Origin of the sequence: Sphingomonas flavalba (genome assembly GCF_047553045.1) — a bacterium.
Lineage (GTDB): Bacteria > Pseudomonadota > Alphaproteobacteria > Sphingomonadales > Sphingomonadaceae > Sphingomonas_L > Sphingomonas_L flavalba_A.
Genome location: NZ_CP180208.1, coordinates 501863 through 525611, shown reverse-complemented (window position 1 = coordinate 525611; position 23749 = coordinate 501863). Strand labels below are relative to the sequence as shown.

Below are 23749 nucleotides of genomic sequence, written 5' to 3'. Positions count from 1 at the left end.
GGACGTCACCTCTATCCGCGCATTGTTTCAGCTGTGTGTCACACCCGATAACCTTGCCGACAATATCGCCTCGGCCATCGCATGGTCGCTGACCTTGTCGACATCGATCGCCGCCTCCGGGTCGTCCAGCGGCACCAGCGCCGCCGCAAAGCCGCTACGCCGCCCCGCCGCCCGGATCGCCGCGGCAAAGCCGATCGTCCGGCTGATCGCCCGCAATGCCAGCACCGGCCCGAAATGGCGGAACAGCTTCCACGGCGTCTTGCGGTCCCGCTCCGCCTCCGCCCACAAATCCAGCGCCTTCGCCGCCGCCGGCGTCCGAAGCGCAAACAGGTTGGCACCGGACCATGCCCCGTCCAGAAAGCGCAGCCAGGTCCGCTTCGTCGCCGGGTAGCGCGCCAGCATCGTCTGCCGCTCGACCGCCGCCACAGCGACGTCGCTGCCGCCCGCCCCGTCGAGGAACGCCGTCACCATCGCAACCGTCAGCAGCGGGTGGTCGGCGGTGGTGACGAACACCGGCCAGGGCGCCTCGTCCCCGGCCAGCGCCCGGATGCTCGTCGAAATCCCCGCCCCCGCCACCGCATAACCGATGCGCGGGTCGTCGGGCAGCGCCGGGCGCAGCACCGCCGGCTCCTGCGACAGGACGATGATCCGGCCGATCGCCGGCACCGCCAGCAGCGTTGCCGCTACCCGCGCCACCATCGGCACGCCGCCGACGCGGATCAGCGCCTTGTACCTCTCGCCGAACGCCTCGGCCAGCCGGTCGACCCCCGGTCGCTGGCCGGCAAGGATGATCGCGGTCCAGCCGCTCGTCGCCGTCATGGCATTGTCATATGGCGCGACGCATGCTGATTGGCTAGGGGAGCCGGCACCACAGCGCGGAAGGACTGCCCGATCATGTACCAGCACGAATTGGCCCGCAGCGGCAAACGGCTGTTCTTCGTTCGCGGCCTATATATCTACACCATCATCGCCGTCGGCGCGCTGATCGTCTGGCGCACCGGCATCAGCGGCCCGTTTACCGATGCGCAGGCGAACTGCGCATGGTTCTGGCTGGCCTTCGCGGTCGCGGCCTCCGGCGCCCTCGTCCGCGTCGTCACCTCCGGCTTTGCGGCGCTCGGCACATCCGGCCGCGCCAAGGTCGCGGCGGAAGCGATGGAGCTGAACACCACCGGCCCCTACTCGCTGGTCCGCAACCCGCTCTACGTCGGCCGCATCCTCAACTTCACCGGCATCGCGATGCTGACCGGCTCGTGGGTCTACGGCGCGATCGTCTTCCTGCTCGCCATCCTCGTCTACGAACGCATCTCGGTCTACGAAGAGGAATATCTGCGCGACAAGTTCGGCGCCGCCCACACCGCCTGGGCAAAGGACGTGCCGGCCCTCCTCCCCCGCCTCCACGGATGGGTGAAGCCGAAATACCCGTTCTGGTGGCGGCGGATGATCTGGCGGGAACAGAACAAGCTGTTCCTGCTCGCCACCGCGATCGCTCTCTACGCCTTCGCCCGCGTCGGCTTCGACCCCGCCGCCGTCCCCGCGCACCAGATTCCGTGGTTCAAGGCCTATGGCGCGCTGGTCGTCGTCCGCTTCGTCATCGGCGGCATGAAGATGAGCGGCTTCTTCAAGGACCTTAGCTGACGGTGGCGGAAACAGAGGCGCTGGCGCCGCTGATCGCCGTCGTCGGCACCGACGGGTCCGGCAAGTCGACCGTCACCGCCGACCTGCTGAAGGCCCTGCGCGCCGACGGCCGCCGGGTCGAACTATGCTATCTCGGCCTCGGCACCGGCGATCTCGGCAACCGGATCAAGCGCTGGCCGCTGATCGGCCCGCTGCTGGAGGGATTCCTCAGCCGCAAGGCCGGTCAGGCGCGCGACAAGGACGCGAAGATCCCCGGCCTGCCGACCGCGCTCGTCCTCTACCGCTATTCGTTGGTCCGCCGCCGCCGCTTCCTCCGCACGCTGGCGCTGCGCCGGCAGGGCGTCACCGTCCTCACCGACCGCTATCCGCAGGTCGAGGTGCCCGGCTTCTACGACGGCCCGGCGCTGTCGGCGGCGCGGGCGGAAGGCCGGGCCGTCAGCCGCCTCGCCGCAAAGGAACGCGCGCTCTACGCATGGATGGCCGAACACCGGCCGACGCTGGTCATCCGCCTCAACGTCGATGTCGACACCGCGCTCGCCCGCAAGCCGGACCACGCCCGCCCGCTGATCGAACGCAAGGTTGCCGCCACCCCGCTGCTGCGCTTCAACGGTGCGCCGATCGTCGATCTCGACGCCCGCGCGCCTTATGCGGAGGTGCTGGCCGCCGCGCTCGCCGCCGCCAATCGCGCGCTCGCCGCCGGCTAGCGGGTCGAAGGGGGGAAAGATGCGCTACACCGATTGCCACAACGTCGCCGATTTCCGTCGCCTCGCCCGCCGCCGCCTGCCCGGCCCGGTGTTCCACTATATCGACGGCGCCGCCGACGATGAGCTGACCAGGGCGCGCAATACCGCCGCCTTCGATGCGTGCGATCTGGTGCCGAACGTCCTTGCCGGCATCGAACAGGTCGACATGCGCACGACGATCATGGGCCGCGCCGTCGGCATGCCGTTGTTCCTGTCACCGACCGCGCTGCAGCGGCTGTTCCACTGGCAGGGCGAACGCGCCGTCGCCCGCGCCGCGCAGGCGTTCGACACCTGGTTCGGCATCTCCAGCCTGGCGACGGTCAGCATCGAGGAAATCGGGCGGACGATCACCAGCCCCAAACTGTTCCAGCTCTACGTCCACAAGGACCAGGGGCTGAACCGCTCGATGATCGCGCGCTGCAAGGCCGCCGGCTTCGACGCACTGGCGCTGACCGTCGACACCGCGATCGGCGGCAATCGCGAACGCTGCCTGCGCACCGGCTTCACCTCGCCGCCACGGCTGACCCCACGCTCGGCGATCAGCTTTGCTACCCATCCGCGCTGGACGCTCAACTACCTGTTCCGCGAACGCTTCGCGCTGCCCAACCTCAACACCCATGTCGCGGAAGGCAGCAACATCGCGCTGTCGGTCGCCGACTATTTCAACACCATGCTCGACCCGTCGCTCGACTGGAAAGCGGCGGAGGCGATCCGCGCCGAGTGGGGCGGCCCGTTCTGCCTGAAAGGGGTGATGTCGGTGGAGGACGCGCGCCGCGCCGTAGCCATCGGCGCCACCGCGATCATGGTCTCCAACCATGGCGGGCGCCAGCTCGACGGCAGCCGCGCGCCGTTCGACCAGCTTGCCGAAATCGTCGACGCGGTCGGCGACCGGATCGAGGTGATCTGCGACGGCGGCATCACCCGCGGCAGCCATGTGCTGAAGGCCCTGTCGGTCGGCGCCACCGGATGCTCCGGCGGCCGGCTCTATCTCTACGCCCTCGCCGCCGCCGGCCAGGCGGGTGTCGAACGCATCGTTGGTCGCCTGCGCGCCGAAATCGACCGGGATATGAAGCTGATGGGCGCCCCCAACCTCGCCGCCCTCACCCGCGCCAACCTGCGCTGGCGCTAGACGGGCCGCCACCAAACGGCGTTAGGCGGCACTCGCCGTCCCTCGACTGCGCTCGGGATGGACGGATCGGAGCGTGCCCGTTTTAGGTGGAGCTGCACCAGCCCGCTTCACCGTCCATCCCGAGCGCAGTCGAGGGACGCACCACCCCCGCCCCCTCACGCGGAAACCATGGTATCCCCGTCGTCGCGCCGCCCGCCCCAGTCGATCCGCCGGGTCGCGTACATCACCACGCCCAGCGCCACGAACAGCATCAGCGCGCCGATCAGCAGCGCATAGGCTTCGAGGCTGAGCAGCACGTACAGCACCGCATAGAGCGCGATCAGCAACCCGCCGATATACCAGGCCCGCCGCCAGCTTTTCAGCACCGCCGCCGAATAGGCGCCGATCTGGGCGATGATCGCGGCGCTGGCGATCAGATAGGCGGCGGTGAAGCCGACAATCTCGGCCAGCGCCAGCAGCAGCACGAAGAACAGCACCAGCCCGGCGCCGACCAGCAGATATTCGGCGCCGGCCACCCGCACCCCGGCGATCACGTCGAACATCAGGAAAGCGAGGAAGGTGAAGCCGATGAACAGAAAACCGTATTTCACCGCGCGGTTGACCTGCGAATAGAGGTCGACCGGCTGGACCAGCGTCACCCGCGCGTCCCGGTCGCCGGCCTCCGCGCCCAGATAGCCGCGCCGGGCTGCCCCGTCGTCGCTACCCGCATCGGCGCCGCCGGTGGTGACCAGCGCGCGGCCAAGCGCCAGATTGCCGACCCGCCAGGTCGCGGTAAAGCCGTCGGCGCCGACCTGCCGCGTCGCCGGCAGGAATCCGCCCTGAAAGCTCGGATGCGGCCAGGGCGAAGCGACGGTCCAGCGCGTGTCGCCGGCCTGCGGGCTGAGGGTCAGCCAGCCATTGCCGCGAAACGCATAGCTGAATGTCGCGCCCAGCGTACCGCCGCGCAGCGCCGAAGCGTCGAGCCGGGCGAAAAAGCCGGACCCGCCGGTATCGCCCGGCCCCTTGCCGGGTTGCAGCACCAGCGGCCGCCCGTCGGCGGCAACCTGCGGCGGCGGGCCGAACAGCCCGCGCGCGTCGGCCAGCCCGAAGCGGATCTCGGCCCGGTCGAAGGCGATGCTGTCCAGCGCAACGCCCAACCGGGCGAGGTCGGCGGGCAGCGCGAACCGCGCCTGCCCCTGCACCGCCGCTTCGTAAACCACTGCCTCATAGATCGACCGGGTCCGCCGTTCGGGCTTGATGCGGGTGTCGATCGCCGCCACCTCGGGCGCAACGGTCAGCGCGCGCCATACCGATGTCGATTTGGTCACCTGCCGCCCGCCTTCGCTGACCGTCTCGGTCGCCTGGTCGAGATAGGGGATGACCAGCAGCGGCCCGGCGATGGTCTGCGGCCCGCCCCAGCCTTCAGCGATCGACGCGCGCGCCGTTTCCGACTGCGATCGCCGGTCGTCACTCATCAGGTAGACGGAGAAGAGCGGGATGGCGAGCGCCAGCCCGATCAGGATGACGATGATCAGCTTGCCGCCCGGTGTCCGTTCGCCCTTTGCCGCCATCGCCGCCCGTCTCCCGTTACTGACGGATGATCGGACAGCAAAACCGCCCGGCGATCAAGTCGCGGATTGTCGCGCTTTGTCGCCGGGCGTCGTGACGGTGCTCAATAGACCCGCTTCTTCGGCACGATATAGTCGACCTCGTCGGTCAGCGTGTAGCTGTGCACCGGCCGGTAATCGATCGACACCTTGTGGTCCGGCGTCAGGCTGACCACCGTGTGCTTCATCCAGTTGGCGTCGTCGCGCTCGGGATAATCCTCGTGCATGTGCGCACCGCGGCTCTCGGTGCGGTTGGCGGCGGAATGCATCGTCACCACCGCCTGGCCGATCAGGTTGTCCAGTTCCAGCGTCTCGATCAGGTCGGTGTTCCAGATCAGGCTGCGGTCGCTGACGTGGATGTCGTCCATCCGCTTCGCGACCACATCGATATGAGTCTTGCCTTCCTCCATCAGCTCGGTGGTGCGGAACACCGCCGCATGCTTCTGCATCGTATGCTGCATGTCGAGCCGCACCTCGGCGGTCGGCGATCCGCCCTCGGCGTAGCGGAACTTGTCGAGCCGGGCGAGCGCCGGCTCTTCCGACCCCGCCGGCAGCGGCTTCGGCGCGGTGCCGGGCTTGACGATCTCGGCGATGCGGTGGCCGGTCGCGCGACCGAACACCACCAGGTCGATCAGCGAATTGGACCCAAGCCGGTTGGCGCCGTGAACGGACACGCACGCCGCCTCGCCGACCGCGAACAGACCGGGGACCACGGCATCCGGGTTGCCGTCACGCAACTGGACGACTTCGCCGTGATAATTGGTCGGGATGCCGCCCATATTGTAGTGGACGGTCGGCACCACCGGCAGCGGCCCGCGGGTCAGGTCGACGCCGGCGAAGATCTTGCCGGTCTCGGTGATGCCGGGCAGCCGCTCGTGCAGCACCTTCGGATCGATATGATCAAGGTGCAGGTAGATATGGTCCTTGTTCTTGCCGACGCCGCGCCCCTCGCGGATTTCCATCGCCATCGACCGCGACACGACGTCGCGGCTGGCCAGGTCCTTCGCCGACGGGGCATAACGCTCCATGAAGCGCTCGCCTTCCGAATTGGTCAGGTAACCGCCCTCGCCGCGCGCGCCTTCGGTGATCAGCACGCCGGCACCGTAGATGCCGGTCGGGTGGAACTGGACGAACTCCATGTCCTGCAACGCCAGCCCCGCGCGCAACGCCATGCCGCCGCCGTCGCCGGTGCAGGTATGCGCCGACGTGGCGGAGAAATAGGCACGGCCATAGCCGCCGGTCGCCAGCACCACCGCGTGCGAACGGAAACGGTGGATGGTGCCGTCTTCCATACACAGCGCGATGACGCCGCGGCAGGCGCCGTCCTCCATGATCAGGTCGAGCGCGAAATACTCGATGAAGAAATCGGAATCATAGCGCAGGCTCTGCTGGTACAGGGTGTGCAGCATCGCATGGCCGGTGCGGTCGGCGGCGGCGCAGGTGCGCTGCGCGGCCGGACCGGCGCCCATGTTCTGCATCATGCCGCCGAACGGCCGCTGGTAGATGCGGCCGTCATCTGTGCGGCTGAACGGCATGCCGGCATGCTCCAGCTCGTAGACCGCCGCCGGCGCCTCGCGGACCATATACTCGATCGCGTCCTGGTCGCCCAGCCAGTCGGACCCCTTGACGGTGTCGTACATGTGCCAGGTCCAGTGGTCCGGGCTCATATTGCCAAGGCTGGCGGCAATGCCGCCCTGCGCCGCGACGGTGTGGCTGCGGGTCGGGAACACCTTGGTGATGCAGGCGGTCTTCAGGCCCTTCTCGGCGATGCCCATCGTCGCGCGCAGGCCGGACCCGCCGGCGCCGACCACCACGGCATCATAGACATGATCGATGATCTTGTAGGCGTCGGCCATTATGCTTGTGTCCCGGTGAAGGCGATTTTGAGGACCGAGAAGGCGGCAACCGCGCCCAGCCCGATCACATAGGCGTTGAGCAGGATGAGGGCGCCGATCTTCAGCCCCTCGTCATGGACGTAATCCTCTATCGTCACCTGCATGCCTAAGCGGATGTGATAGAAGACCGACGCGATCAGCAGCAGCATCGGCACCGCCGCCGCCGGCTGGGCCAGCCACAGCGCGACCGTCGCATAGTCGAAATTCGGCAGCCGCAGCAGCGACACGACAAACCAGACCATCAGCGCGATGTTGAAGGTCGCGGTCATCCGCTGGTGCCAGAAATGGCCGGCGCCGTGCTTGGCGGAGCCAAGGCCGCGCACGCGGCCGAGTTCGGTCCCACGGCCCATTACAGCATCCCCCTGAACACATAGAGCCAGACCGCCGCCGTCGCGGTGACGGAGATGAACAGCGTCGCGATCGACCAGGTCCGGTTGGCCTTCAGCTCGTAACCAACGCCGGTGTCGAGGATCAGGTGGCGGATGCCGGTGCACAGGTGCTGAAACAGCGACCAGGTCAGGCCGACGCCAACCACCGTCGCGGCAATGCCGACCCACGGCGTCGCCAGGCAGTCGCGCAGATTCTGATACGCCTCCGGCCCACCGGCGACGGCCGCCAGCCAGCAGGTGAGCAGCAGTGCGCCGCCAACCGCCAGCGCGATCCCGGTCGCGCGGTGCAAAATGGAAACCAGCATGTGCGGTCCCCATTTCCAGATGGTCAGATGCGGCGACAACGGTCGCGCGGGATTTCGATGTGCCATGGCATTCCCGTGAATGATCGGAACGGGTGCGTCTTAGCGCAAGCACGGCGCCGCGCAACCATTGGCGACAATTCGGTGGATGATTAACCCCTGCTTTACCGGCCCGGCGTAACGCTGGCGGCGCCGGGGTGCCCCGGCCAGGCGGAGTGAACGGGATGGCGGCAACCAACGAGATGAGCGCCGAAATGGCGACAGCCCTGAAGGCGATTCGCATCCCCCTCTCCCCCCGGCTGACCGATTTCGACCGCGACGGCCGCTTCGCCGAAATCTGCCGCGAAGTCGGCGCCCTCCTCCATGGCGAGGAAGCGCAGCTGGCCGCGGATTTCTGGGATTTCTTCAATGGTTCGCCGCATGTGACGGACAAGGTCAGCGGCCCGCTGCTCGAACGGGCAATGGCAACCGCGGCCGATTATACGCGGATGCGCTACGCCGACCCGACGGCGCAGGACTGGGCCGACATGGCACGTGACTACGCGCGCTGGACATTGCGGGTCGGCATCCCGCAGGCGACGCTGCTCGCCGCCCTCGCTCATGTTCACAGCCACGCGCTCGCCATCATCCGCCACAAGGTCGGCGACGACGGCGCCCGTTTCATGCGACTCGCCGACGCGGTTCTGCGCCTGTCGCTGCTCGAAGCGGAAATCATGTCCGCCTATGTCGCCGAATACGAAGCGACCCGCGCCCGCTTCGAACGCGGCCAGCATGCTGATCTGTTCAAGGACCGGATCGCGTCGGAAGTGTCGACCGCCTTCGGCCTTGGCGAAACCTTGCGCGCCCAGGCCAAGGATGCCTCCGAATCCGCGCGCGGCATGCTCGGCAAGGCATCGGAAGTCGCCGCCGCCGCCGAACAGTCCGCCATCGCGATGCGCGAGGCGGCGCACACCGCCGCCGGCCTGATCCGCGCGATCGAGGAAGCGCGCGGCGAGGTGGAAGTCGCCGCCGATGTCGCGACCCGCGCCGCCGAACAGGCGACCACCGCCGTCGACATGTCCGAGCAGTTGAGCGGCCATGCCCAGTCGATCGAATCGATCCTCGGCCTGATCCGCGACATCGCCGGCCAGACCAACCTGCTCGCCCTCAACGCGACGATCGAGGCGGCCCGCGCCGGCGACGCCGGGCGCGGCTTCGCCGTTGTCGCGCAGGAGGTGAAGAGCCTCGCCAACCAGACGGCGCGCGCCACCGACGACATCGCCGCCCGCATCGCCACCATCCAGTCGGCAACGCGCACCACTGTCGACGCCAACGGCTCGATCCGCGACACGGTCAGCGACGTCCAGCGGTCCGCCGACCGCATCCGCACCGCGATGGAAACGCAGGCGCATACCGTCACGATGATCACCGCCGCCGTCGACGAAACCGCGCTCGCCGCCGACTCGATGTCGACGACCATCGCCTCGATCCGCGCCGACACCGAAAATGTCGCGTCGGAGATCGATCAGCTCGAAACCGGCTTCCGCAAGGTCGACACCCAGCTCTGCGACCTGAAACGCGCCGCCGACGACTATGTCCGCATGGTCGCTTAAGCTTGCCCGCTTCAGGCGGAAACGGCACCGGCCCTCTCCTCCCCCCTTCCCGTCATTGCAAGCGCAGCGAAGCAATCCATAGCGCCGGGCATAGCCCGCCGCCGCCCGCTTCGGCGCTACAATCCCCGCCCCCGCTTCCACCGGCGCCGAACACCCTTTAAGGCGGCGGCATGACCGCCATTCTCCTCACCGGCGCGACGCGCGGCATTGGCGCCGCCTGCGCCGACGCCCTTGCCGGCCAGAACCTGTTCGGCACCGGCAGCGCCGACGGCGATCTGGCCGATCCCGCCACCCCGGCGCAGCTCTGGCGGGCGGCGCTCGACGCGCTCGACGGCCGGGTCGATGTGCTGATCAACAACGCCGGCGTGTTCGAAGCGACGCCGCTCGACAGCGCCGACGACGTCTGGCTCGCCGGCTGGGAACGCACGCTGCAAGTCAACCTGACCGCGGCCGCCCAGCTCTGCCGCCTCGCCGTCCGCCATTTCCAGGCGCGGGGCGGCGGCCGCATCGTCAATGTCGCCAGCCGCGCCGCCTATCGCGGCGACAGCCCGGCCCACTGGCATTATGCGGCGGCCAAGGCCGGCATGGTGGCAATGACCAAGACGATCGCGCGTGGCTACGCCCGCGACGGCATCTATGCGTTCGCCGTCTGCCCCGGTTTCACGATGACCGGCATGGCCGACGATTATCTCGCCAGCCGCGGTGGCGCCGCGCTGCTGGCCGACATTCCGCTCGGCAAGGTCGCCGATCCGGCGGAGGTCGCCTCCGCCGTCCGCTATCTCGCGCTCGAAGCGCCGCCGTCGATGACCGGCGCCGTCCTCGACATCAACGGGGCCTCCTATGTCCGATAGCTGGAAACTGACCCTGCCCTGCACCCGTGCAGAGGCGGAGGCGCTGGCTGAGGACATCGCGCCGCTCGCCGGGCTCGATCCGCCGCCGGTGCTGATGACCAGCGAACCGGACCCGGACGCCCCCGACGCCTGGCAACTCGACGCCTATTTCGAAGGCAAGCCGGACGCGGCGACCATCGCGCTGCTCCGTGGTCTGGTGCCCAGTGCTTCGGCGGCAAAGCCGCTCCTCGCCCGCCTGCCCGATGCCGACTGGGTCACACTCAGCCAGCAGGGGCTGGAACCGGTCCACGCCGGGCGCTTCTTCGTTCACACCAGCCAGCATGGCGAGGCGCCGCCGCCCGGCACCATCGCGTTCCGCATCGACGCCGGGCTCGCCTTCGGCACCGGCCAGCATGAAACGACCACCGGCTGCCTGCAAACGCTGGACGGGCTGAAACGCCGGGGCGCCCGCTTCCGCAACCTCCTCGATCTCGGCACCGGCACCGGCCTGCTCGCCTTCGCGGCAATGCGGCTATGGCCGCTCGCCTATGCGACCGCGTCGGACATCGACCCGATCGCGATCCGCGTCTCGGCGGAAAACGCCGCGATCAACCGCATCCCGCTCGGCGCCGATCACGGCCGGCTGGCGCTGGCGGTCGCCGACGGGCTGGATGACCCGCTGCTCGCGGCCAATGCTCCTTACGACCTGATCATCGCCAACATCCTTGCCCAGCCACTGATCGCGATGGCCGGGTCGATCGCCGGCGCGCTCGCCCCCGGCGGCACGCTCATTCTCGCCGGCCTGCTCGACAGCCAGGCCGCCGCCGTCGCCGCCGCCTATCGCCGCCACGGCCTCCGCCTGGCCGGCCGGGTCGACAATCGCGGCTGGCCCACCCTCCGCATGGTCAAGCGCCGCCGCTAGCGTATAAGGCAGGGCTGTCGATCACCGCCCCTCCGGCAGATCCGTCGGCTTAGCCCCGCCGTCTCTCCGCCGCATAGGTCTGGCTGCCATGCGTCAGCACCCGGTCGCCATCGACGATCGCGTCGACCGCCAGGTCCGGCAGCCCGTCCAGCGCGGCGTAAAGCGGTGCAAAATCGGTCTCCACCGTCACCCGCAGCAGTTCCTCGAAGCTGGGGATAACAAAATAGCTCTGCTGGTAGTCGTCGATCCGGTATTCGGTCCGCATCACCCGCTTCAGGTCGAAACCGATGCGGTTGGGGCTGGGGTCGTCGAGCGCGAAAATGCTCTCCCCCCTGGATGACACGATACCGGAACCGTAGATGCGCAGGCCACCGGCCTCCTCGACCAGCCCGAACTCGACGGTGTACCAGTACAGGCGCGCCAGCCGGTTCAGCGACCCGTATTCCAGCGCCCGCAGCCCCCCTTGGCCATAAGCGACCAGATAATCGGCGAACACCGGATCGGCGAGCATCGGCACATGCCCGAACACATCGTGGAACACGTCCGGTTCCTGCAGATAGTCGAGCTGGTCGCGGCGGCGGATGAAATTGCCGGCCACGAAGCGCCGATTGGCGAGATGGTCGAAGAATACCGCGTCCGGCACCAGCCCCGGCACCGCGACAACCTGCCAGCCGGTCGCTTTCATCAGCCGTTCGGACAGTTCGTCGAAATCGGGGATTCCGGGCTTGGACAGTTTCAGCACGTCCAGCCCGCGCAGCCACGACTCGGATGCGCGGCCGGGCAGCAACGCCGCCTGCCGCGCGAACAGCAGGTCCCAGGTGGCGTGGTCTTCGGGCGTATAGGCGGCCCAGTCCTGCGGAATCGTCCAATCGACCCCGGCGCCGGCCGGTGGCCGGTCCAGCACATGCGTGTCAGCGTTCATGCCGACAGCATAGCACGCGGCAAGTCGCTGACGAACAGTGCATTTGCCGGACGCGACGACGCCGCCGACCTCACGGTCGACGGCGCATCACTCCACCCGGTGGATTTACGCGAAGGTGACGGCGGCGCGGTTGCGCCGACGGGCGACGCCGCCGATCAGGCCGAAACCGGCGATCATCATCGCCCAGGCGGCCGGCTCCGGCACGGCGGTGACCGCCAGCGAGACGCCGCCGCGATTGTCACCGACATTGTTGTCGTAGATGAAGAAGGTGACGTCGCCCGGCGCCGCCAGCGTGAACTGCGAACTGTAGGTCGTCGCGCCGGCCGCGAAGGCGGCGGCGGCGGTGCTGTAGAACGCGTTGTCGGGCGTCGCGGTCGGGCCATAGTTACCGGTGCCGCCCGCGTCGCCGAAATGGGTGATCGCGCCGTTGATCGCGTAGCTCGCGCTCAGCTCCCAGCCCTGACGGCAATTCTCGTCGGCGCCATCGCAGCCGACGTTCGAATTCCAGCGGCTGAACGCGGTGAACTGGGCCTGGGTGAAGGTCACCTGATAGGTGCCGGCGGCCAGGTTGATCGTCTCGCCGGCCGAACCGGTCTGCGACGCATCGTTGATGCCGTGGAGGTTGACGATGGTGGCGGCGGAAGCAGCGGTCGCCGACATGGCGAAGGCGGCGGCGGAAACGAGCAGAAAGCGACGCAACATAGCTATTCCCCTATGAACAGGACGATGGTTAACCGACAGGCAACCACGCCGATCCGCCTCCTACACCGTCCCTTTTCGATTCCACAACAGAATATGGCGGCCCGTGCGTGCTTTTCGGCGAACCGGCCGTGCTTGCCGGGGGGCGGGCGGGCATCCTATCGTCCCGCGCCATGGTTCCGCACCGCCTCGCCCGCGCCGCGCCCCGGCTGCTGTTCGCGCTGCTGCTCCTCCCCATTTCCTACATCGCCGCCGCGGTCATCGGCGGCCTCACCCCCGCTAACCTTGCATGGCGGGAAACTGATGTCGGGGTGACAATCTACGTCGAAACCAACGGCATCCACACCGGCCTGCTGCTTCCCGCAACCGCCGCCGGCGTCGACTGGCGCGGCTTCATCCGCGCCGATCACCTCGCCGACCCGCGCTACGCCGGGCGCTATCTGTGGATCGGCTGGGGCGACCGCCGCTTCTTCCTAGAAACACCGGGCTGGGCCGATGTGAAGCCCAGCACCCTGCTCAGCGCCGCCTTCGGCTCCGGCGGCACGCTGATGCATGTCGACCACGTCGCCGCACCGCGCCCCGGCGACGCCGTCCGCCCGCTCCGCCTCACCCCGGCGGAATACCGCCGGCTGGCCAGGCTTGTCCGCGCCAGCTTCGTCACCGGCCGGGCTGGCGAAGCGATCCCGCTCCCCGGCTACGGCCCGGCGGACATGTTCTACGAAGCGCGCGGCCGCTACAGCCTGTTCAACACCTGCAACAGCTGGACCGGATCGATGCTGCGCCAAGCGGGGGTCCGCGTCGGCCGCTGGACCCCGCTCAGCTTCACCGTGATGTGGTGGTTCGACCGCCCCGTTACCGAGCGCCGCTGACCTTCGGCGCAGCGACGAACGGCTTGATCCCGAACTTCGGATAGGCCTCGCTCGGGTAATAAAACACGCCGTCCTTCACCACCATGCTGATCGTCTTGATCGCCTTGATGTCTTTGGTCGGGTCGCCGGGGATCAGGAAGAAATCGGCCAGCTTGCCCTTCTCGATCGAGCCGAGCCGCTGATCCTGCCCGGTGTAGCGTGCCATGTCGAAGGTCGCGCGCTTCAATATCTCCGGCGCGGTCATGCCGAACTGCTGATAGAGTTCCAGCTCGCGGTGATAGGTGAATGACCCGCCGGTATCGGTGCCCGGCACGATGAACACGCCGCGGTCGTGCAGCATCCGCAACGTCGCGACGATCTTGTCGTAGGCGCCGCGATAGGCAGCATCGTCGCCAGGCGCCGACGTGTCGGTCATCGCCTTCTTGGCGCTGCGCTGGTAGCCGATCGGCATATGGTCGATATAGTCGACCGCGCCCGGCGGCACCTGCCCGTCACGGTTCTGGGTCAGCATCTCGTGGATGCCCAGCGTCGGATCGATCGCCACCTTGTGGTCGGTCATCAGCTTCATCGTATGCTGGACGCGCGGGCTGTCGAGGTCGAGCCCCGGCAGCCGCTTCAACGCGGTCAGGCGGAACAGGGTGCGGGTGTCCTCGTCCGGCTTGATCACCCATTGCAGCATAAACTGGTTGATGTGGGTGACCTCGTCGAACCCCGCCTCGATGTCGGCATCCTCCGTCGAAAACGCCGGCACGTGCCCGGCCACACGCATCCCCAGACGGTGCGCTTCCTTGACCAGCGCCGGAATCCACGCCGGGTTCATGCTGTTGTAGCTCTTGATCTGCCAGAAGCCGCGCGCGCCATACCAGCGCACCGCATCGATCGTCTCCTGCTCGCTGTTGACGACGATACCGTTATTGGCGCTGTACTGGCTCTTGCCCTCGACGAAGCCGCTGCGGATGACCCGCGGCCCCCCGATGATCCCGGCATCGATCCGATCCTTCAGATCGGCGAGCACGGCATTGTCGTTGCCCATGTCGCGCAGCGTGGTGATGCCGGCGAGCAGGTTGAGCAGCGCATCGTCCTGTCCCAGATGCCCGTGCATCTCGTACATGCCGGCAACCAGCGTGCCGCCGGCGCCGTCTATCGTCACCTCGCCGGGCGTGCCCGGCTCGTCCACCGGCTCGACGGCGGCGATCTCGCGCCCGTTGATCACCACCTGCACCGGCCCGGTCAGTGCCGATGTCGAGGGATCGAACAGCCGGACGTTGGTGATCCGCACCGGCGCGGCGTAGCGATGGGCAACCTGTTTCTGGATCGCGACATAGCGGTCGGTCGACCATTTCGCCGCCAGCCCGCGCAGCCGTTCCTCCTCGCCCTCGTAACCGGCGCGGATGATGATGAAGTCGGGGGTCAGGTAGGCGACGAACCCGCCGCTGTCGTCGAGCAAAAACGTATCCGGCGTCAGATCGATACCGCTCAGTGTATAGGCAGTGGTCGAAAGCACGCCGGGCGCGCCGCTTATCGCCACCGCCTCACCCTTCTCAAGCCGCAGGCTGCCGCCGGGGAGCGCCGGCATCTGGTGATCCGCATCCTTCAGCAACGCGCGGGCGTAAAGCCCGACCGACCACGGGCTGCCGCCTTGCGCGACATACAGGCTCGGCTCGCCGACCGTCGCGCTGCCCTTTCCGGTGGAATCGACCCAGCTTGCCCTACTGCCCTTGCGGGAGAATGATTCGCTGACCTTGCTGCCGAAGGTGGTGGTGCCGCTGATCGTCCACGCTGTCGGCAGCCCCTGTGCGTCAACGCTGACCGTCTCCGCCATCGTCGGCCCGCGCCCGTTATTCTTGTAGTCGAAAACAATCGCCGTCTTCGCGCCTTCGGTATCGGCGGTCAGGTGGCCGACAGCCTTGCCGCCGAAGATGACGGTATAACGCTCCGTCGCTGCGCCGGCGGCGGTTGCGGCGAATAGCGTCGCGGACAGGCAAAGACCTGTGATAAGGTTGCTTTTCATGCGATTGGTAGAGCATGTAGATGCGGGAAAGGAAACCCCGAACCGGCGCCGTTACGCGCCGGCGACGATCTCCGCCCAGCCGGCTTCGTCGATCACCCGAATCCCCAGTTCCTCGGCCTTTTTCAGCTTCGATCCGGCGCCCGGCCCGGCGACGACCAGGTCAGTCTTCGCTGAAACCGACCCGGCCGTCTTGGCACCCAGCGCCTGCGCCTGCGCCTTTGCCTCGTCGCGCGACATCGTCTCCAGCGAACCGGTGAACACCACCGTCTTTCCGCTGACTTCCGATACCCGCGTCACATGGACGACATCGGCCGGCGCCACCCCCATTGCGATCAGGTCGGCAACCGCCGCACGGTTATGCTCTTCGGCGAAGAAATCGAGCAGCGCGCCGGCAACTTCGGGACCGACATTTTCCGTATCGATCGCCGCGACAATCTCCCGCTGGCGGCGCAACTCGAACTTACGGTCCGGTTCGGCCGGGGTCGGCACGATCGCCGCGCGCCGGGCCAGCGCCGCGTCGACCACCGCCATGAAGCCGTCGAAGCTGCGGTAGCGCCGGGCAAGGTCACGCGCCGTCACCTCGCCGACATGGCGGATGCCGAGCGCGAATAGAAAACGATCAAGCGGCTGAGTCTTGCTCGCCTCGATCGCCCGCAGCAGATTATCGACCGAGGTCTCCGCCCAGCGCTCGCGCTCGATCAGCGCCGCGCGCTGCGCCTTCAATCGGTAGATATCGGCAGGCGCCTTGACGATCCCGTCGGCGAAGAAACTCTCGATATGCGTCAGACCAAGCCCTTCGATCTCCATCGCCCGGCGACTGACAAAATGACGCAGCCGCTCGACCCGCTGTGCCGGGCAGATCAACCCGCCGGTGCAGCGCACATCGACCTCGCCTTCCTCGCGCACCGCGTCCGAATCGCATTCGGGGCAGGTATCGGGAAAAATGAAGGCCGGGCGCTCTTCGTCCGGGGTCAGATTCTCCAGCACCTGCGGAATGACATCGCCAGCGCGTTGCACCCTGACCGTATCGCCGGGGCGGACCCCCAGCCGGGCGATCTCGTCGGCATTGTGCAACGTCGCGTTGGTGACGACGACGCCGCCGACCGTCACCGGTTGCAGCCTGGCAACCGGCGTCAGCTTGCCGGTGCGGCCAACCTGGATGTCGATGGCAAGCAAGGTGGTGGACGCCTGCTCCGCCGGGAATTTGTGCGCCAGCGCCCATCGCGGCGCCCGCGCGACGAAGCCAAGCCGTGCCTGCCAGTCGAGCCGGTCGACCTTGTAGACGACCCCGTCGATATCGAACGGCAACGATGCCCGCTGCGCCTCTATCCGGCGATAGTGGGCCAGCGCAGCATCCGCACCGTCGCCCAGCACGAGCAGGTCGGATAGGGGGAAGCCCCAACCGGCGATCGCCCGCATCATCGCCATCTGGCTGTCGGCAGGCATTGCGCTCACCTCACCCCAGCCATGCGCCAGGAAGCGGAGCGGGCGGCTGCGCGTAACCGCCGCATCGATCTGGCGCAGCGACCCGGCTGCTGCGTTGCGCGGATTGGCGAACAGCTTGCCCCCCGCATCCATTTGCCGCTGGTTGAGGGCGGCGAAGTCGGCTTTCGCCATGTAGACCTCGCCACGGATCTCGCAGATGTCCGGTGCGCCGGCGGGCAGGATATGGGGGATGTCGGCGATGGTCCGGACATTGTCGGTGACCACTTCGCCGACGGCGCCATCGCCGCGGGTTAGCGCCTGCACCAACATGCGGCCCTCGTAGCGCAGGGAACAGCTCAGGCCGTCGATCTTCGGTTCCGCCGTCAAGGCGACTGCCGCCCCGTCGTCCAGCTTCAGGAACCGGCGGACCCGGCCGACGAAGTCGATCACCTCCTCGTCGGAAAATGCGTTCTCCAGGCTGAGCATCGCCTGCGCGTGCGCCACCTTCGACAGGTGCGCGGCGGGGGCGGAGCCGACCGCGAGGCTGGGCGAGTCGGGGCGCCGCAGGTGCGGGAAGCGCGCCTCCAGCTCCGCATTGCGCCGAACCATCGCGTCATAGTCCGCGTCGGAAATCTCCGGCGCGTCCTCACCATGATAGCGCTGGTTGTGGTAGGCGATCTTCGCCGCCAGCCCGGCGAGTTCCGTTGCGGCGGCGTCTTCGTCGATCTCGGCCATAAGGCGTCGCTAGAGGATGGCGGCGTTGGAGATCAAGCCGCTTCCAGCAGCCGGTCCGCCTGCGCCCGCGCCTCGTCGGTTACCGTCGCGCCAGACAACATCCGCGCAATCTCCTCCCGCCGCGCGTTTACATCCAGCCTGACCACGCCGGTGCGCGTCACCAGCCCGTCGCTGCACTTGGCGATCAGCAGATGCGCCCCGCCGCGTGCCGCAACCTGCGGGCTGTGGGTAACGACCAGCAGTTGGGTGCGCCGCGCCAGCCGCGCCAGCCGATCGCCGATCGCGCTCGCCACCGCGCCGCCGACGCCGCGGTCGATCTCATCGAAGATGATCGTCGCCGCACCGCCTTCCTCGGCCAGCGCGACTTTCAGCGCGAGAATGAAGCGCGAAAGCTCCCCGCCACTGGCGATCCGGTTGAGCGCGCCGAACGGTGCGCCGGGGTTGGTCGCCACCTCGAATTCGACGTGGTCGCGACCGCCCGCTCCCCATTGCGCCTCCGGCAACGGCGCGATCATTGTCCGGAAACGCGCCGCATCCAGCTTGAGCGGCGCCAGTTCCCCGGCCACCGCCGCATCGAGCCGTGCCGCCGCTTCGGCCCGCGCGACGCTCAGCGCCGCTGCAGCCGCCTCATAGGCGGCCCGTGTCGTCTCCGCCGCCTCGGCGAGGTCGACGAGCCGGGTTTCGCCATCGGCTATCGTCGCCAGTCGTGCGGCCAGTTCCTGGGCAAGGGCCGGTAGGGCGTCCGGCTCCACCCGGTGCTTGCGCGCCAGCGCGCGCAGGTCGAACAGCCGGGTTTCCAGCCCGTCCAGCCGTTCGGGGCTGTAGGCGAAGGCGCTGTCGGCCTGCGCCAGCCGATCTTCCGCCTCTGACGCCTCGATTACCGCCCGATCGAGCGCCGCTAGAGCCTCGGCAAGCAGCGCATGTTCCGGCGCGATCCGGTCGAGGCGGCGCGCCGCCTGGCGCAGCTGCGCAATCGCACCCTCCCCGCCGGCTAGGTGGGCGACGATGGTCGCCAGATCATCGGCTAGCCGCGCCCCGCGCTGGATATCGGCGCGCGCTTCGGCCAGTTTCGCTTCCTCGCCCGCTTCCGGGGCAAACGCCGCTAGTTCGCTGGCGGCATGGTCGAGCCAGTCGCGGTCGCGCATCGCCGCTTCCGCCGCGTCATGTGCGTCGGCGAGCGCGTCCTCCGCCGCGCGCCAGGCAGCGTGGGCTGCGGCGACCGCCGCAACATCCAGTCGCCCGAACGTGTCGAGCAGCGCACGATGGCCGCGCGGGTTAAGCAGGCCGCGATCATCATGCTGGCCGTGAATTTCGACCAGCATCGTCCCGATGTCGCGCAGCAGGGCAGCCGCCACCGGCTGATCGTTGAGGAAGGCGCGGCTGCCGCCGTCCGCCTTGACGATGCGGCGGATCAGCAGCGGTTCGCCCTGCTCCACCTCTATGCCGTTTTCGGCCAGCCGCGCCGCGATCGCCGCGTCCGGGGCGAAGGTCGCCCCGACCACCGCCTGCGCCGCCCCCTGGCGAACCAGGCTGCTGTCAGCCCGCGCACCAAGCGCCAGGCCCAGGGCATCGAGCAGGATCGATTTGCCGGCACCGGTCTCACCGGTCAGCACGCCAAGGCCGGCGCCGAACTCAAGGTCGAGCGCCTCGATCAGCACAACGTCGCGGATGGACAGCGCGGTCAGCATCGGGTCCTTACCTTAGCCGATCCGCATCGGGCGGGGAAAGGCGCCGGTCAGGCCGTTCAGGCGCCGGGCGCCTTCTGGCGCATCAGCTTGTAAGCGCGGTCGTACCACTCGCTGCCCGGATAGTTGCTGCCGAGCACCGCCGCCGCCTTCTTCGCCTCCGCCGGAATACCGAGCGCCAGATAGCTTTCGGTCAGCCGCATCAGCGCCTCCGGCGTGTGGCTGGTCGACTGATAATCATCGATCACGCTGCGAAAGCGCAGCGTCGCCGCCAGCCATTGGGCGCGGCGCTGGTAGAAGCGGCCAATCTCCATCTCCTTGCCGGCGAGATGGTCGTTGACCAGATCCAGCTTCAGCGCGGCGTCAGCGGCATAGCGCGTATTGGGATAGCGGCGAATCACCTCGCTCAACGCGTCACGCGCCTGCTGGGTGATCTTCTGATCGCGGGTGACGTCGCTGATCTGCTCGTAATAATCGACCGCGATCAGGTAATTTGCGTAGGCGGCATCGCGATTGCCTGGGTGAATCGACAGGAAACGGCTCGCCGAATTGATCGACTCGGGATAATTGCGCCCTAGATAGTAGCTGTAGGCACTCATCAGCTGCGCACGCCGCGCCCAGACCGAATAGGGGTGCTGGCGTTCCACCTCGTCGAACAGCGCGCCCGCCAGCTTGTACTGGCGCCGATCCAGCCGCGCTTTCGCGGCATTGTACAGCGTGTTGACGTCACGCGCGACGTAAGATGTGTCGGTTTTCTTGTTGCCGCGACCGGCGCACCCGGCAAGTGTGCCGACAATGACAAGCGCGATGACAAGCGCGGCGGGGCGAAGGACGGGCATACGCATGGCCGGTTCCTTAGCCGAGCCTCCGCCCGCCGCCAAGCGCCCGTTGTCGGGAGACAGCAAGCCAGTTGAGCGTTGGACCATCAAACCGCTAATGGAGCAGAGGATGTCCGCCACCCGCCTTGCCACCCGCCGTGTCGAGAAACCCTGGGGTCGCCACCAGCTATGGCCGGGCTTCACCGATGTCCCGGCCGGTTCGGCACCGGTCGGCGAAATCTGGTTCGAGGCGGAACAGGCCCGCGATCCCGATCTGCTGGTCAAATATCTATTCACCGGCGCGCGGCTGTCGGTTCAGGTCCATCCGGGCGACGCCGACGCGATCGCCGCCGGCTATCCGCGCGGGAAGGACGAAGCCTGGGTTATCCTCGCCGCCGATCCCGGCGCGCTGATCGCGCTCGGCGTCACATCTCCGACCACCCGCGAACAACTGAAGGCCGCCGCGTATGACGGCAGCATCGTCGACCTGCTGGTCTGGGCTCCGGTCGCCGCCGGAGACATCATCTACTCCCCCGCCGGCACCATACATGCGATCGGCGCCGGCATCACCCTGATCGAAATCCAGCAGAATATCGACCTGACCTATCGTTTGTACGACTATGGCCGCCCGCGCGAACTGCATCTTGACGCTGGGGTCGCCGCCGCCCGCCTTACCCCCTTCATCGCATCGAAGCCGCCGCGGACCATGGCGCCCGGCCGCGCCATTCTGGCCGAAGGCGAAAAATTCGTGCTTGAACGCTGGACCGCCGCGCAACACATGGTCCTACCGGCCGGTGAAGCTGGCTGGTTCGTCCCGGTCACGGGCGCTGGAACGATCGGCGGCGAAGCGTGGCAAGGGGGTGAATGCTGGATGGTTTCCGGTGACGTCACGGTTACCATGGCCGAAGGGGCGGACACGCTGTTCGCCTACCCCGGCGCGACGATGCTCTACCCGCCACCCGCCGCGTAACCGGGCAACGGCAGTAAATTTAAGCTCGCATCGCTACAGTCAGCTGCGATGCTGCGTGTCCTGACCCTTCCCGGCCTGTTTCCGGATGCCAGTCGGCCGACCTTCGACCTGTTCGTCGAGCAGCATACACTGGCCCTCGCCGCACGACCCGACGGCGCCGTCCAGGTCGTGGCGCCGGTCGCGCCTGCCGTCCTGGCCGCTTAATCGCCACCCGCATTATCGCGAGCGTACCGGCTTACCCGTGCGGGAGAACCGCAGCGGCCTGACCGTCCACCGCCTGCGCTTTCCGCTCATTCTCGGCAGCGGTGCGCGCCTGCACCCCAAGGCGATCACAAACACTCTCATTCCGCTGCCCACCCGGCTCCGGCGGGATTTTCCGTTCGACGTTATCGGCGCCCAATTCTTCTTTCCCGAGGCCCGGCCACTTTCCGGCTGACGCGTCATTTCGGAGTCCTGTTCTTGATCAAGGCGCGCGTGCCAACACCCACTATTGGGCCGCCCGCCCCGACACCCGCGCGCAGATCGTCGCAGCGGCGCAGGCTGCGGATGGACTGCTCGCGGTGTCGGAGCGGATGAAGATGGATATGTCAGCACTGGGCGTGACGACCGACCGGATTCGCGTACACCATACCAGTGTTGACCTCGATCACTTCGTCCCGGCGGATCGCGCCGCAGCGAAGGCCGCGCTTGGCCCATCGCGACCATCGGCGCCCTCATCCCGCGCAAGGGGCAGCATCTAGTCATCGAAGCGATGACCGCCATATCGACGCAACGCTGCTGCTGGTCGGCGATGGCCCGGACCGCCGCAAGCTGGCGCCCGATTCGGCCCCCGCATCCGCTTTTTCGGCCACCGCCCGCGCGGCACCTTGCCCGCGCTGCTCGCCGCGACGGACGTGATGGTCCTGCCGTCCGACTCCGAAGGGCTGGCGAATGCCTGGATCGAAGCGCTCGCCTGCGGCACGCCCATTGTCACCACTGACGTGGGCGGCGCGCGCGAAGTGCTGGTCGACGATAGTGCCGGCCGCATCATCGCCCGACCCCCCGGCGCGACCGTAACCGCCATCACGGCACTGCTCGCTACCCCACCGGATCGAAGAGTTGTGCGTCAGGTAGCGGAGCGCTTTACTTGGGAAAGAAACAGCGCCGCACCGTTCGACCACCTGTCAGAAATGGTCAACCACCGCTGAAGGCTTCGCCATGGCAGGGGCATGCCAGGTTAGACAGCAATGGCACAGCGTTACAGCGGCAGCAGCGCCGCAACGATCCACCGGTCCTCCCCGCGCAACACACCCCAGGCGCGCGCGGCGGCACGACTGTCCATCGCCTCCACCCCTATTCCGCGCGCCTCGATCGCCGCCACGAAGCGCGGCGACGGGCGCACCAGCCCGGCCCCCGTGCCGAGCAGCAGGAATTCGGGTTGCGGCACGATATCGAGCAGCGGCGCCAGCGCCGTTTCCGCGATTACCGGGTCCGTCCAGGGCCGCGCCCATTCGGGGGTCAACAGCGCCCCGACCATGACGACGCCGTCAATCCGAAAACCGCCATCCGAAAAACCGGAAATCACAGGCCCCGCCGGCGGCCGGTCCTGTGAGACGCGCAGCCCGGTCGGGTTGGCCGGCATCAGCCGCGCGGGCCGATCCGTTCGGCGCCCCCTGCCCCCGGCGCGTTCTTGGTCGGCGCCGGCGGACGCGCGGTCAGTCCAAGCGAGATCAGCAGCGACGACGAGACATAGACGGACGAATAGGTGCCGACGACGACCCCGATCAGCATCGCGGCGGTGAAACCGCGGAGAACATGACCACCCCAGATCATCAGAGCACCGAGCGCCAGGGCAATAGTGATCGAGGTCATCACCGTGCGCGGCAGCGTTTCATTGACCGACAGGTCGATCAGCGCCTTCATGTCCATCTGACGGAACTTGCGCATATTTTCCCGGATACGGTCGTCGATCACCATCTTGTCGTTAATCGAGTAGCCGACGATGGTCAGCACCGCCGCGACAATATTCAGGTCGAACTCCATCTGGGTGACGGCGAAGAAGCCCAGGGTCATCAGCACGTCGTGCATGATCGCGACGAAGGTCGATATGCCGAACTGCCATTCGTAGCGCAGCCACGAGAAGATCGCGATCCCGATCATCGCCAATAGCACCGCGAGGATGCCGTTGCGGATCAGTTCGTTGGACACCTTGCCCGATACCGTCTCCGCCTTGTTGAAGACAACGCCGGCGTCCTGCTTGCTGAGCGCCGCCTGCACGGTGCGAACGACCGCGTTCGTCGCACCCTCATCGCTGCTTTCAGGGAGCGGCAGGCGGATCGACACGGTGTTGGGGTCGCCGAACTGCTGAAGCTGGCCTTCGCCCACATTCAGCCCGTCGATCGTCGCGCGCACCTTGTCCAACTGCGGCGGCTGGCTGAAGCGCGCCTCGATCAGCAGGCCGCCGACAAAGTCGACGCCCAGATTCAACCCGCGCGTTGCTACCGCCGCCACCGCCAGAACGCTGAGGATGGCGGTGACCGCGAAGCACCAGAAGCGGATCTTGACGAAGCCGATATTGGTGTTGTCGGGGACAAGCTTCAGAAGGCGCATGAC

General features: G+C 67.7%; 24 protein-coding genes. 11 read left to right on the top strand and 13 right to left on the bottom strand.

All coding sequences use genetic code 11. The features are described from left to right. Window positions 1-27: 27 nt before the first annotated feature. A complete protein-coding gene (locus ACMT1E_RS02525; RefSeq protein WP_414902054.1) occupies window positions 28-819 on the bottom strand; it encodes a nucleotidyltransferase family protein in 792 nt (263 codons plus the stop codon). Window positions 820-894: 75 nt separating this feature from the next. Here ACMT1E_RS02525 and ACMT1E_RS02520 point away from each other — a divergent pair, with 75 nt between their 5' ends. Genes ACMT1E_RS02520 through ACMT1E_RS02510 form a run of 3 tightly spaced genes read left to right on the top strand, consistent with a single transcriptional unit; the run spans window position 895 to window position 3507 of the window. Then, window positions 895-1635 carry a methyltransferase family protein gene (locus ACMT1E_RS02520; protein ID WP_414902053.1) on the top strand — a complete coding sequence of 247 codons (741 nt, stop codon included), beginning with the start codon at window positions 895-897 and terminating at the stop codon, window positions 1633-1635. A 2-nt stretch (window positions 1636-1637) separates the two neighbouring features. Then, complete coding sequence (locus ACMT1E_RS02515) at window positions 1638-2339, top strand: nucleoside triphosphate hydrolase (RefSeq protein WP_414902051.1); 702 nt, start codon at window positions 1638-1640, stop codon at window positions 2337-2339. 19 nt (window positions 2340-2358) lie between these two features. Further along, a complete protein-coding gene (locus ACMT1E_RS02510; RefSeq protein WP_414902049.1) occupies window positions 2359-3507 on the top strand; it encodes an alpha-hydroxy acid oxidase in 1149 nt (382 codons plus the stop codon). A gap of 155 nt (window positions 3508-3662) precedes the next feature. On the opposite strand, the gene creD is transcribed toward ACMT1E_RS02510, so the two are convergent. The 4 genes from creD to sdhC form a co-directional block, all read right to left on the bottom strand. Then, window positions 3663-5057: a cell envelope integrity protein CreD gene (gene creD, locus ACMT1E_RS02505; RefSeq protein ID WP_414902048.1), complete on the bottom strand. Its 1395-nt coding sequence runs from the start codon at window positions 5055-5057 to the stop codon at window positions 3663-3665. A 101-nt stretch (window positions 5058-5158) separates the two neighbouring features. Then, entirely contained in the window at window positions 5159-6949 is a 1791-nt protein-coding gene (sdhA, locus tag ACMT1E_RS02500; RefSeq protein ID WP_414902047.1) for a succinate dehydrogenase flavoprotein subunit, read from the bottom strand. Continuing rightward, complete coding sequence (gene sdhD, locus ACMT1E_RS02495) at window positions 6949-7338, bottom strand: succinate dehydrogenase, hydrophobic membrane anchor protein (RefSeq protein WP_414902045.1); 390 nt, start codon at window positions 7336-7338, stop codon at window positions 6949-6951. The genes sdhA and sdhD overlap by 1 nt, the downstream gene beginning before the upstream one ends. Beyond that, on the bottom strand, window positions 7338-7682 hold the full coding sequence (gene sdhC, locus ACMT1E_RS02490; RefSeq protein ID WP_414902043.1) for a succinate dehydrogenase, cytochrome b556 subunit: 345 nt from the start codon (window positions 7680-7682) through the stop codon (window positions 7338-7340). The genes sdhD and sdhC overlap by 1 nt, the downstream gene beginning before the upstream one ends. A gap of 221 nt (window positions 7683-7903) precedes the next feature. On the opposite strand from sdhC, the gene ACMT1E_RS02485 reads away from it, so the two are divergent. The 3 genes from ACMT1E_RS02485 to ACMT1E_RS02475 all read left to right on the top strand — a co-directional run bounded on the left by ACMT1E_RS02485 (window position 7904) and on the right by ACMT1E_RS02475 (window position 11023). Next, window positions 7904-9271 carry a methyl-accepting chemotaxis protein gene (locus ACMT1E_RS02485; protein WP_414902041.1) on the top strand — a complete coding sequence of 456 codons (1368 nt, stop codon included), beginning with the start codon at window positions 7904-7906 and terminating at the stop codon, window positions 9269-9271. 170 nt (window positions 9272-9441) lie between these two features. After that, complete coding sequence (locus ACMT1E_RS02480) at window positions 9442-10122, top strand: SDR family NAD(P)-dependent oxidoreductase (protein WP_414902040.1); 681 nt, start codon at window positions 9442-9444, stop codon at window positions 10120-10122. Beyond that, window positions 10112-11023 carry a 50S ribosomal protein L11 methyltransferase gene (locus tag ACMT1E_RS02475; RefSeq protein ID WP_414902039.1) on the top strand — a complete coding sequence of 304 codons (912 nt, stop codon included), beginning with the start codon at window positions 10112-10114 and terminating at the stop codon, window positions 11021-11023. The genes ACMT1E_RS02480 and ACMT1E_RS02475 overlap by 11 nt, the downstream gene beginning before the upstream one ends. A 49-nt stretch (window positions 11024-11072) precedes the next feature. Here ACMT1E_RS02475 and phhA read toward each other — a convergent pair whose 3' ends face one another. Further along, window positions 11073-11945, bottom strand: a complete 873-nt coding sequence (phhA, locus tag ACMT1E_RS02470) for a phenylalanine 4-monooxygenase (protein ID WP_414902038.1) — start codon at window positions 11943-11945, stop codon at window positions 11073-11075. A 105-nt stretch (window positions 11946-12050) separates the two neighbouring features. Then, the gene (locus ACMT1E_RS02465; protein ID WP_414902036.1) at window positions 12051-12647 is read right to left on the bottom strand and encodes a PEPxxWA-CTERM sorting domain-containing protein; all 597 of its coding nucleotides are present in this window, start codon (window positions 12645-12647) and stop codon (window positions 12051-12053) included. Between the two features lie 107 nt (window positions 12648-12754). Here ACMT1E_RS02465 and ACMT1E_RS02460 point away from each other — a divergent pair, with 107 nt between their 5' ends. Beyond that, complete coding sequence (locus ACMT1E_RS02460; RefSeq protein ID WP_414902034.1) at window positions 12755-13513, top strand: TIGR02117 family protein; 759 nt, start codon at window positions 12755-12757, stop codon at window positions 13511-13513. Here the strand turns inward: ACMT1E_RS02460 and ACMT1E_RS02455 are convergent. The 4 genes from ACMT1E_RS02455 to ACMT1E_RS02440 are packed head-to-tail and all read right to left on the bottom strand — an operon-like array spanning window position 13497 to window position 20214. After that, complete coding sequence (locus tag ACMT1E_RS02455; protein WP_414902033.1) at window positions 13497-15524, bottom strand: amidohydrolase family protein; 2028 nt, start codon at window positions 15522-15524, stop codon at window positions 13497-13499. The genes ACMT1E_RS02460 and ACMT1E_RS02455 overlap by 17 nt on opposite strands. 51 nt (window positions 15525-15575) lie before the next feature. Continuing rightward, window positions 15576-17684, bottom strand: a complete 2109-nt coding sequence (gene ligA, locus ACMT1E_RS02450; RefSeq protein ID WP_414902032.1) for an NAD-dependent DNA ligase LigA — start codon at window positions 17682-17684, stop codon at window positions 15576-15578. Window positions 17685-17716: 32 nt separating this feature from the next. Beyond that, complete coding sequence (gene recN / locus ACMT1E_RS02445) at window positions 17717-19372, bottom strand: DNA repair protein RecN (protein ID WP_414902030.1); 1656 nt, start codon at window positions 19370-19372, stop codon at window positions 17717-17719. Window positions 19373-19428: 56 nt separating this feature from the next. Further along, a complete protein-coding gene (locus ACMT1E_RS02440; RefSeq protein ID WP_414902028.1) occupies window positions 19429-20214 on the bottom strand; it encodes an outer membrane protein assembly factor BamD in 786 nt (261 codons plus the stop codon). A gap of 103 nt (window positions 20215-20317) precedes the next feature. Here ACMT1E_RS02440 and ACMT1E_RS02435 point away from each other — a divergent pair, with 103 nt between their 5' ends. From ACMT1E_RS02435 to ACMT1E_RS02420, 4 genes are all read left to right on the top strand, one after another. Continuing rightward, window positions 20318-21157: a class I mannose-6-phosphate isomerase gene (locus ACMT1E_RS02435; protein ID WP_414902026.1), complete on the top strand. Its 840-nt coding sequence runs from the start codon at window positions 20318-20320 to the stop codon at window positions 21155-21157. A 48-nt stretch (window positions 21158-21205) separates the two neighbouring features. Beyond that, the gene (locus tag ACMT1E_RS02430; RefSeq protein ID WP_414902024.1) at window positions 21206-21361 is read left to right on the top strand and encodes a hypothetical protein; all 156 of its coding nucleotides are present in this window, start codon (window positions 21206-21208) and stop codon (window positions 21359-21361) included. Window positions 21362-21398: 37 nt separating this feature from the next. Continuing rightward, window positions 21399-21593 carry a hypothetical protein gene (locus tag ACMT1E_RS02425; protein ID WP_414902022.1) on the top strand — a complete coding sequence of 65 codons (195 nt, stop codon included), beginning with the start codon at window positions 21399-21401 and terminating at the stop codon, window positions 21591-21593. Between the two features lie 430 nt (window positions 21594-22023). Then, on the top strand, window positions 22024-22344 hold the full coding sequence (locus tag ACMT1E_RS02420; protein ID WP_414902021.1) for a glycosyltransferase family 4 protein: 321 nt from the start codon (window positions 22024-22026) through the stop codon (window positions 22342-22344). Window positions 22345-22394: 50 nt separating this feature from the next. On the opposite strand, the gene ACMT1E_RS02415 is transcribed toward ACMT1E_RS02420, so the two are convergent. Together ACMT1E_RS02415 and secF are read right to left on the bottom strand one after the other, a co-directional pair. Then, a complete protein-coding gene (locus ACMT1E_RS02415) occupies window positions 22395-22778 on the bottom strand; it encodes an Mth938-like domain-containing protein (RefSeq protein WP_414902019.1) in 384 nt (127 codons plus the stop codon). Beyond that, entirely contained in the window at window positions 22778-23746 is a 969-nt protein-coding gene (gene secF / locus ACMT1E_RS02410) for a protein translocase subunit SecF (RefSeq protein WP_414902017.1), read from the bottom strand. Before secF ends, ACMT1E_RS02415 begins: the two co-directional genes overlap by 1 nt. Window positions 23747-23749: the final 3 nt, after the last annotated feature.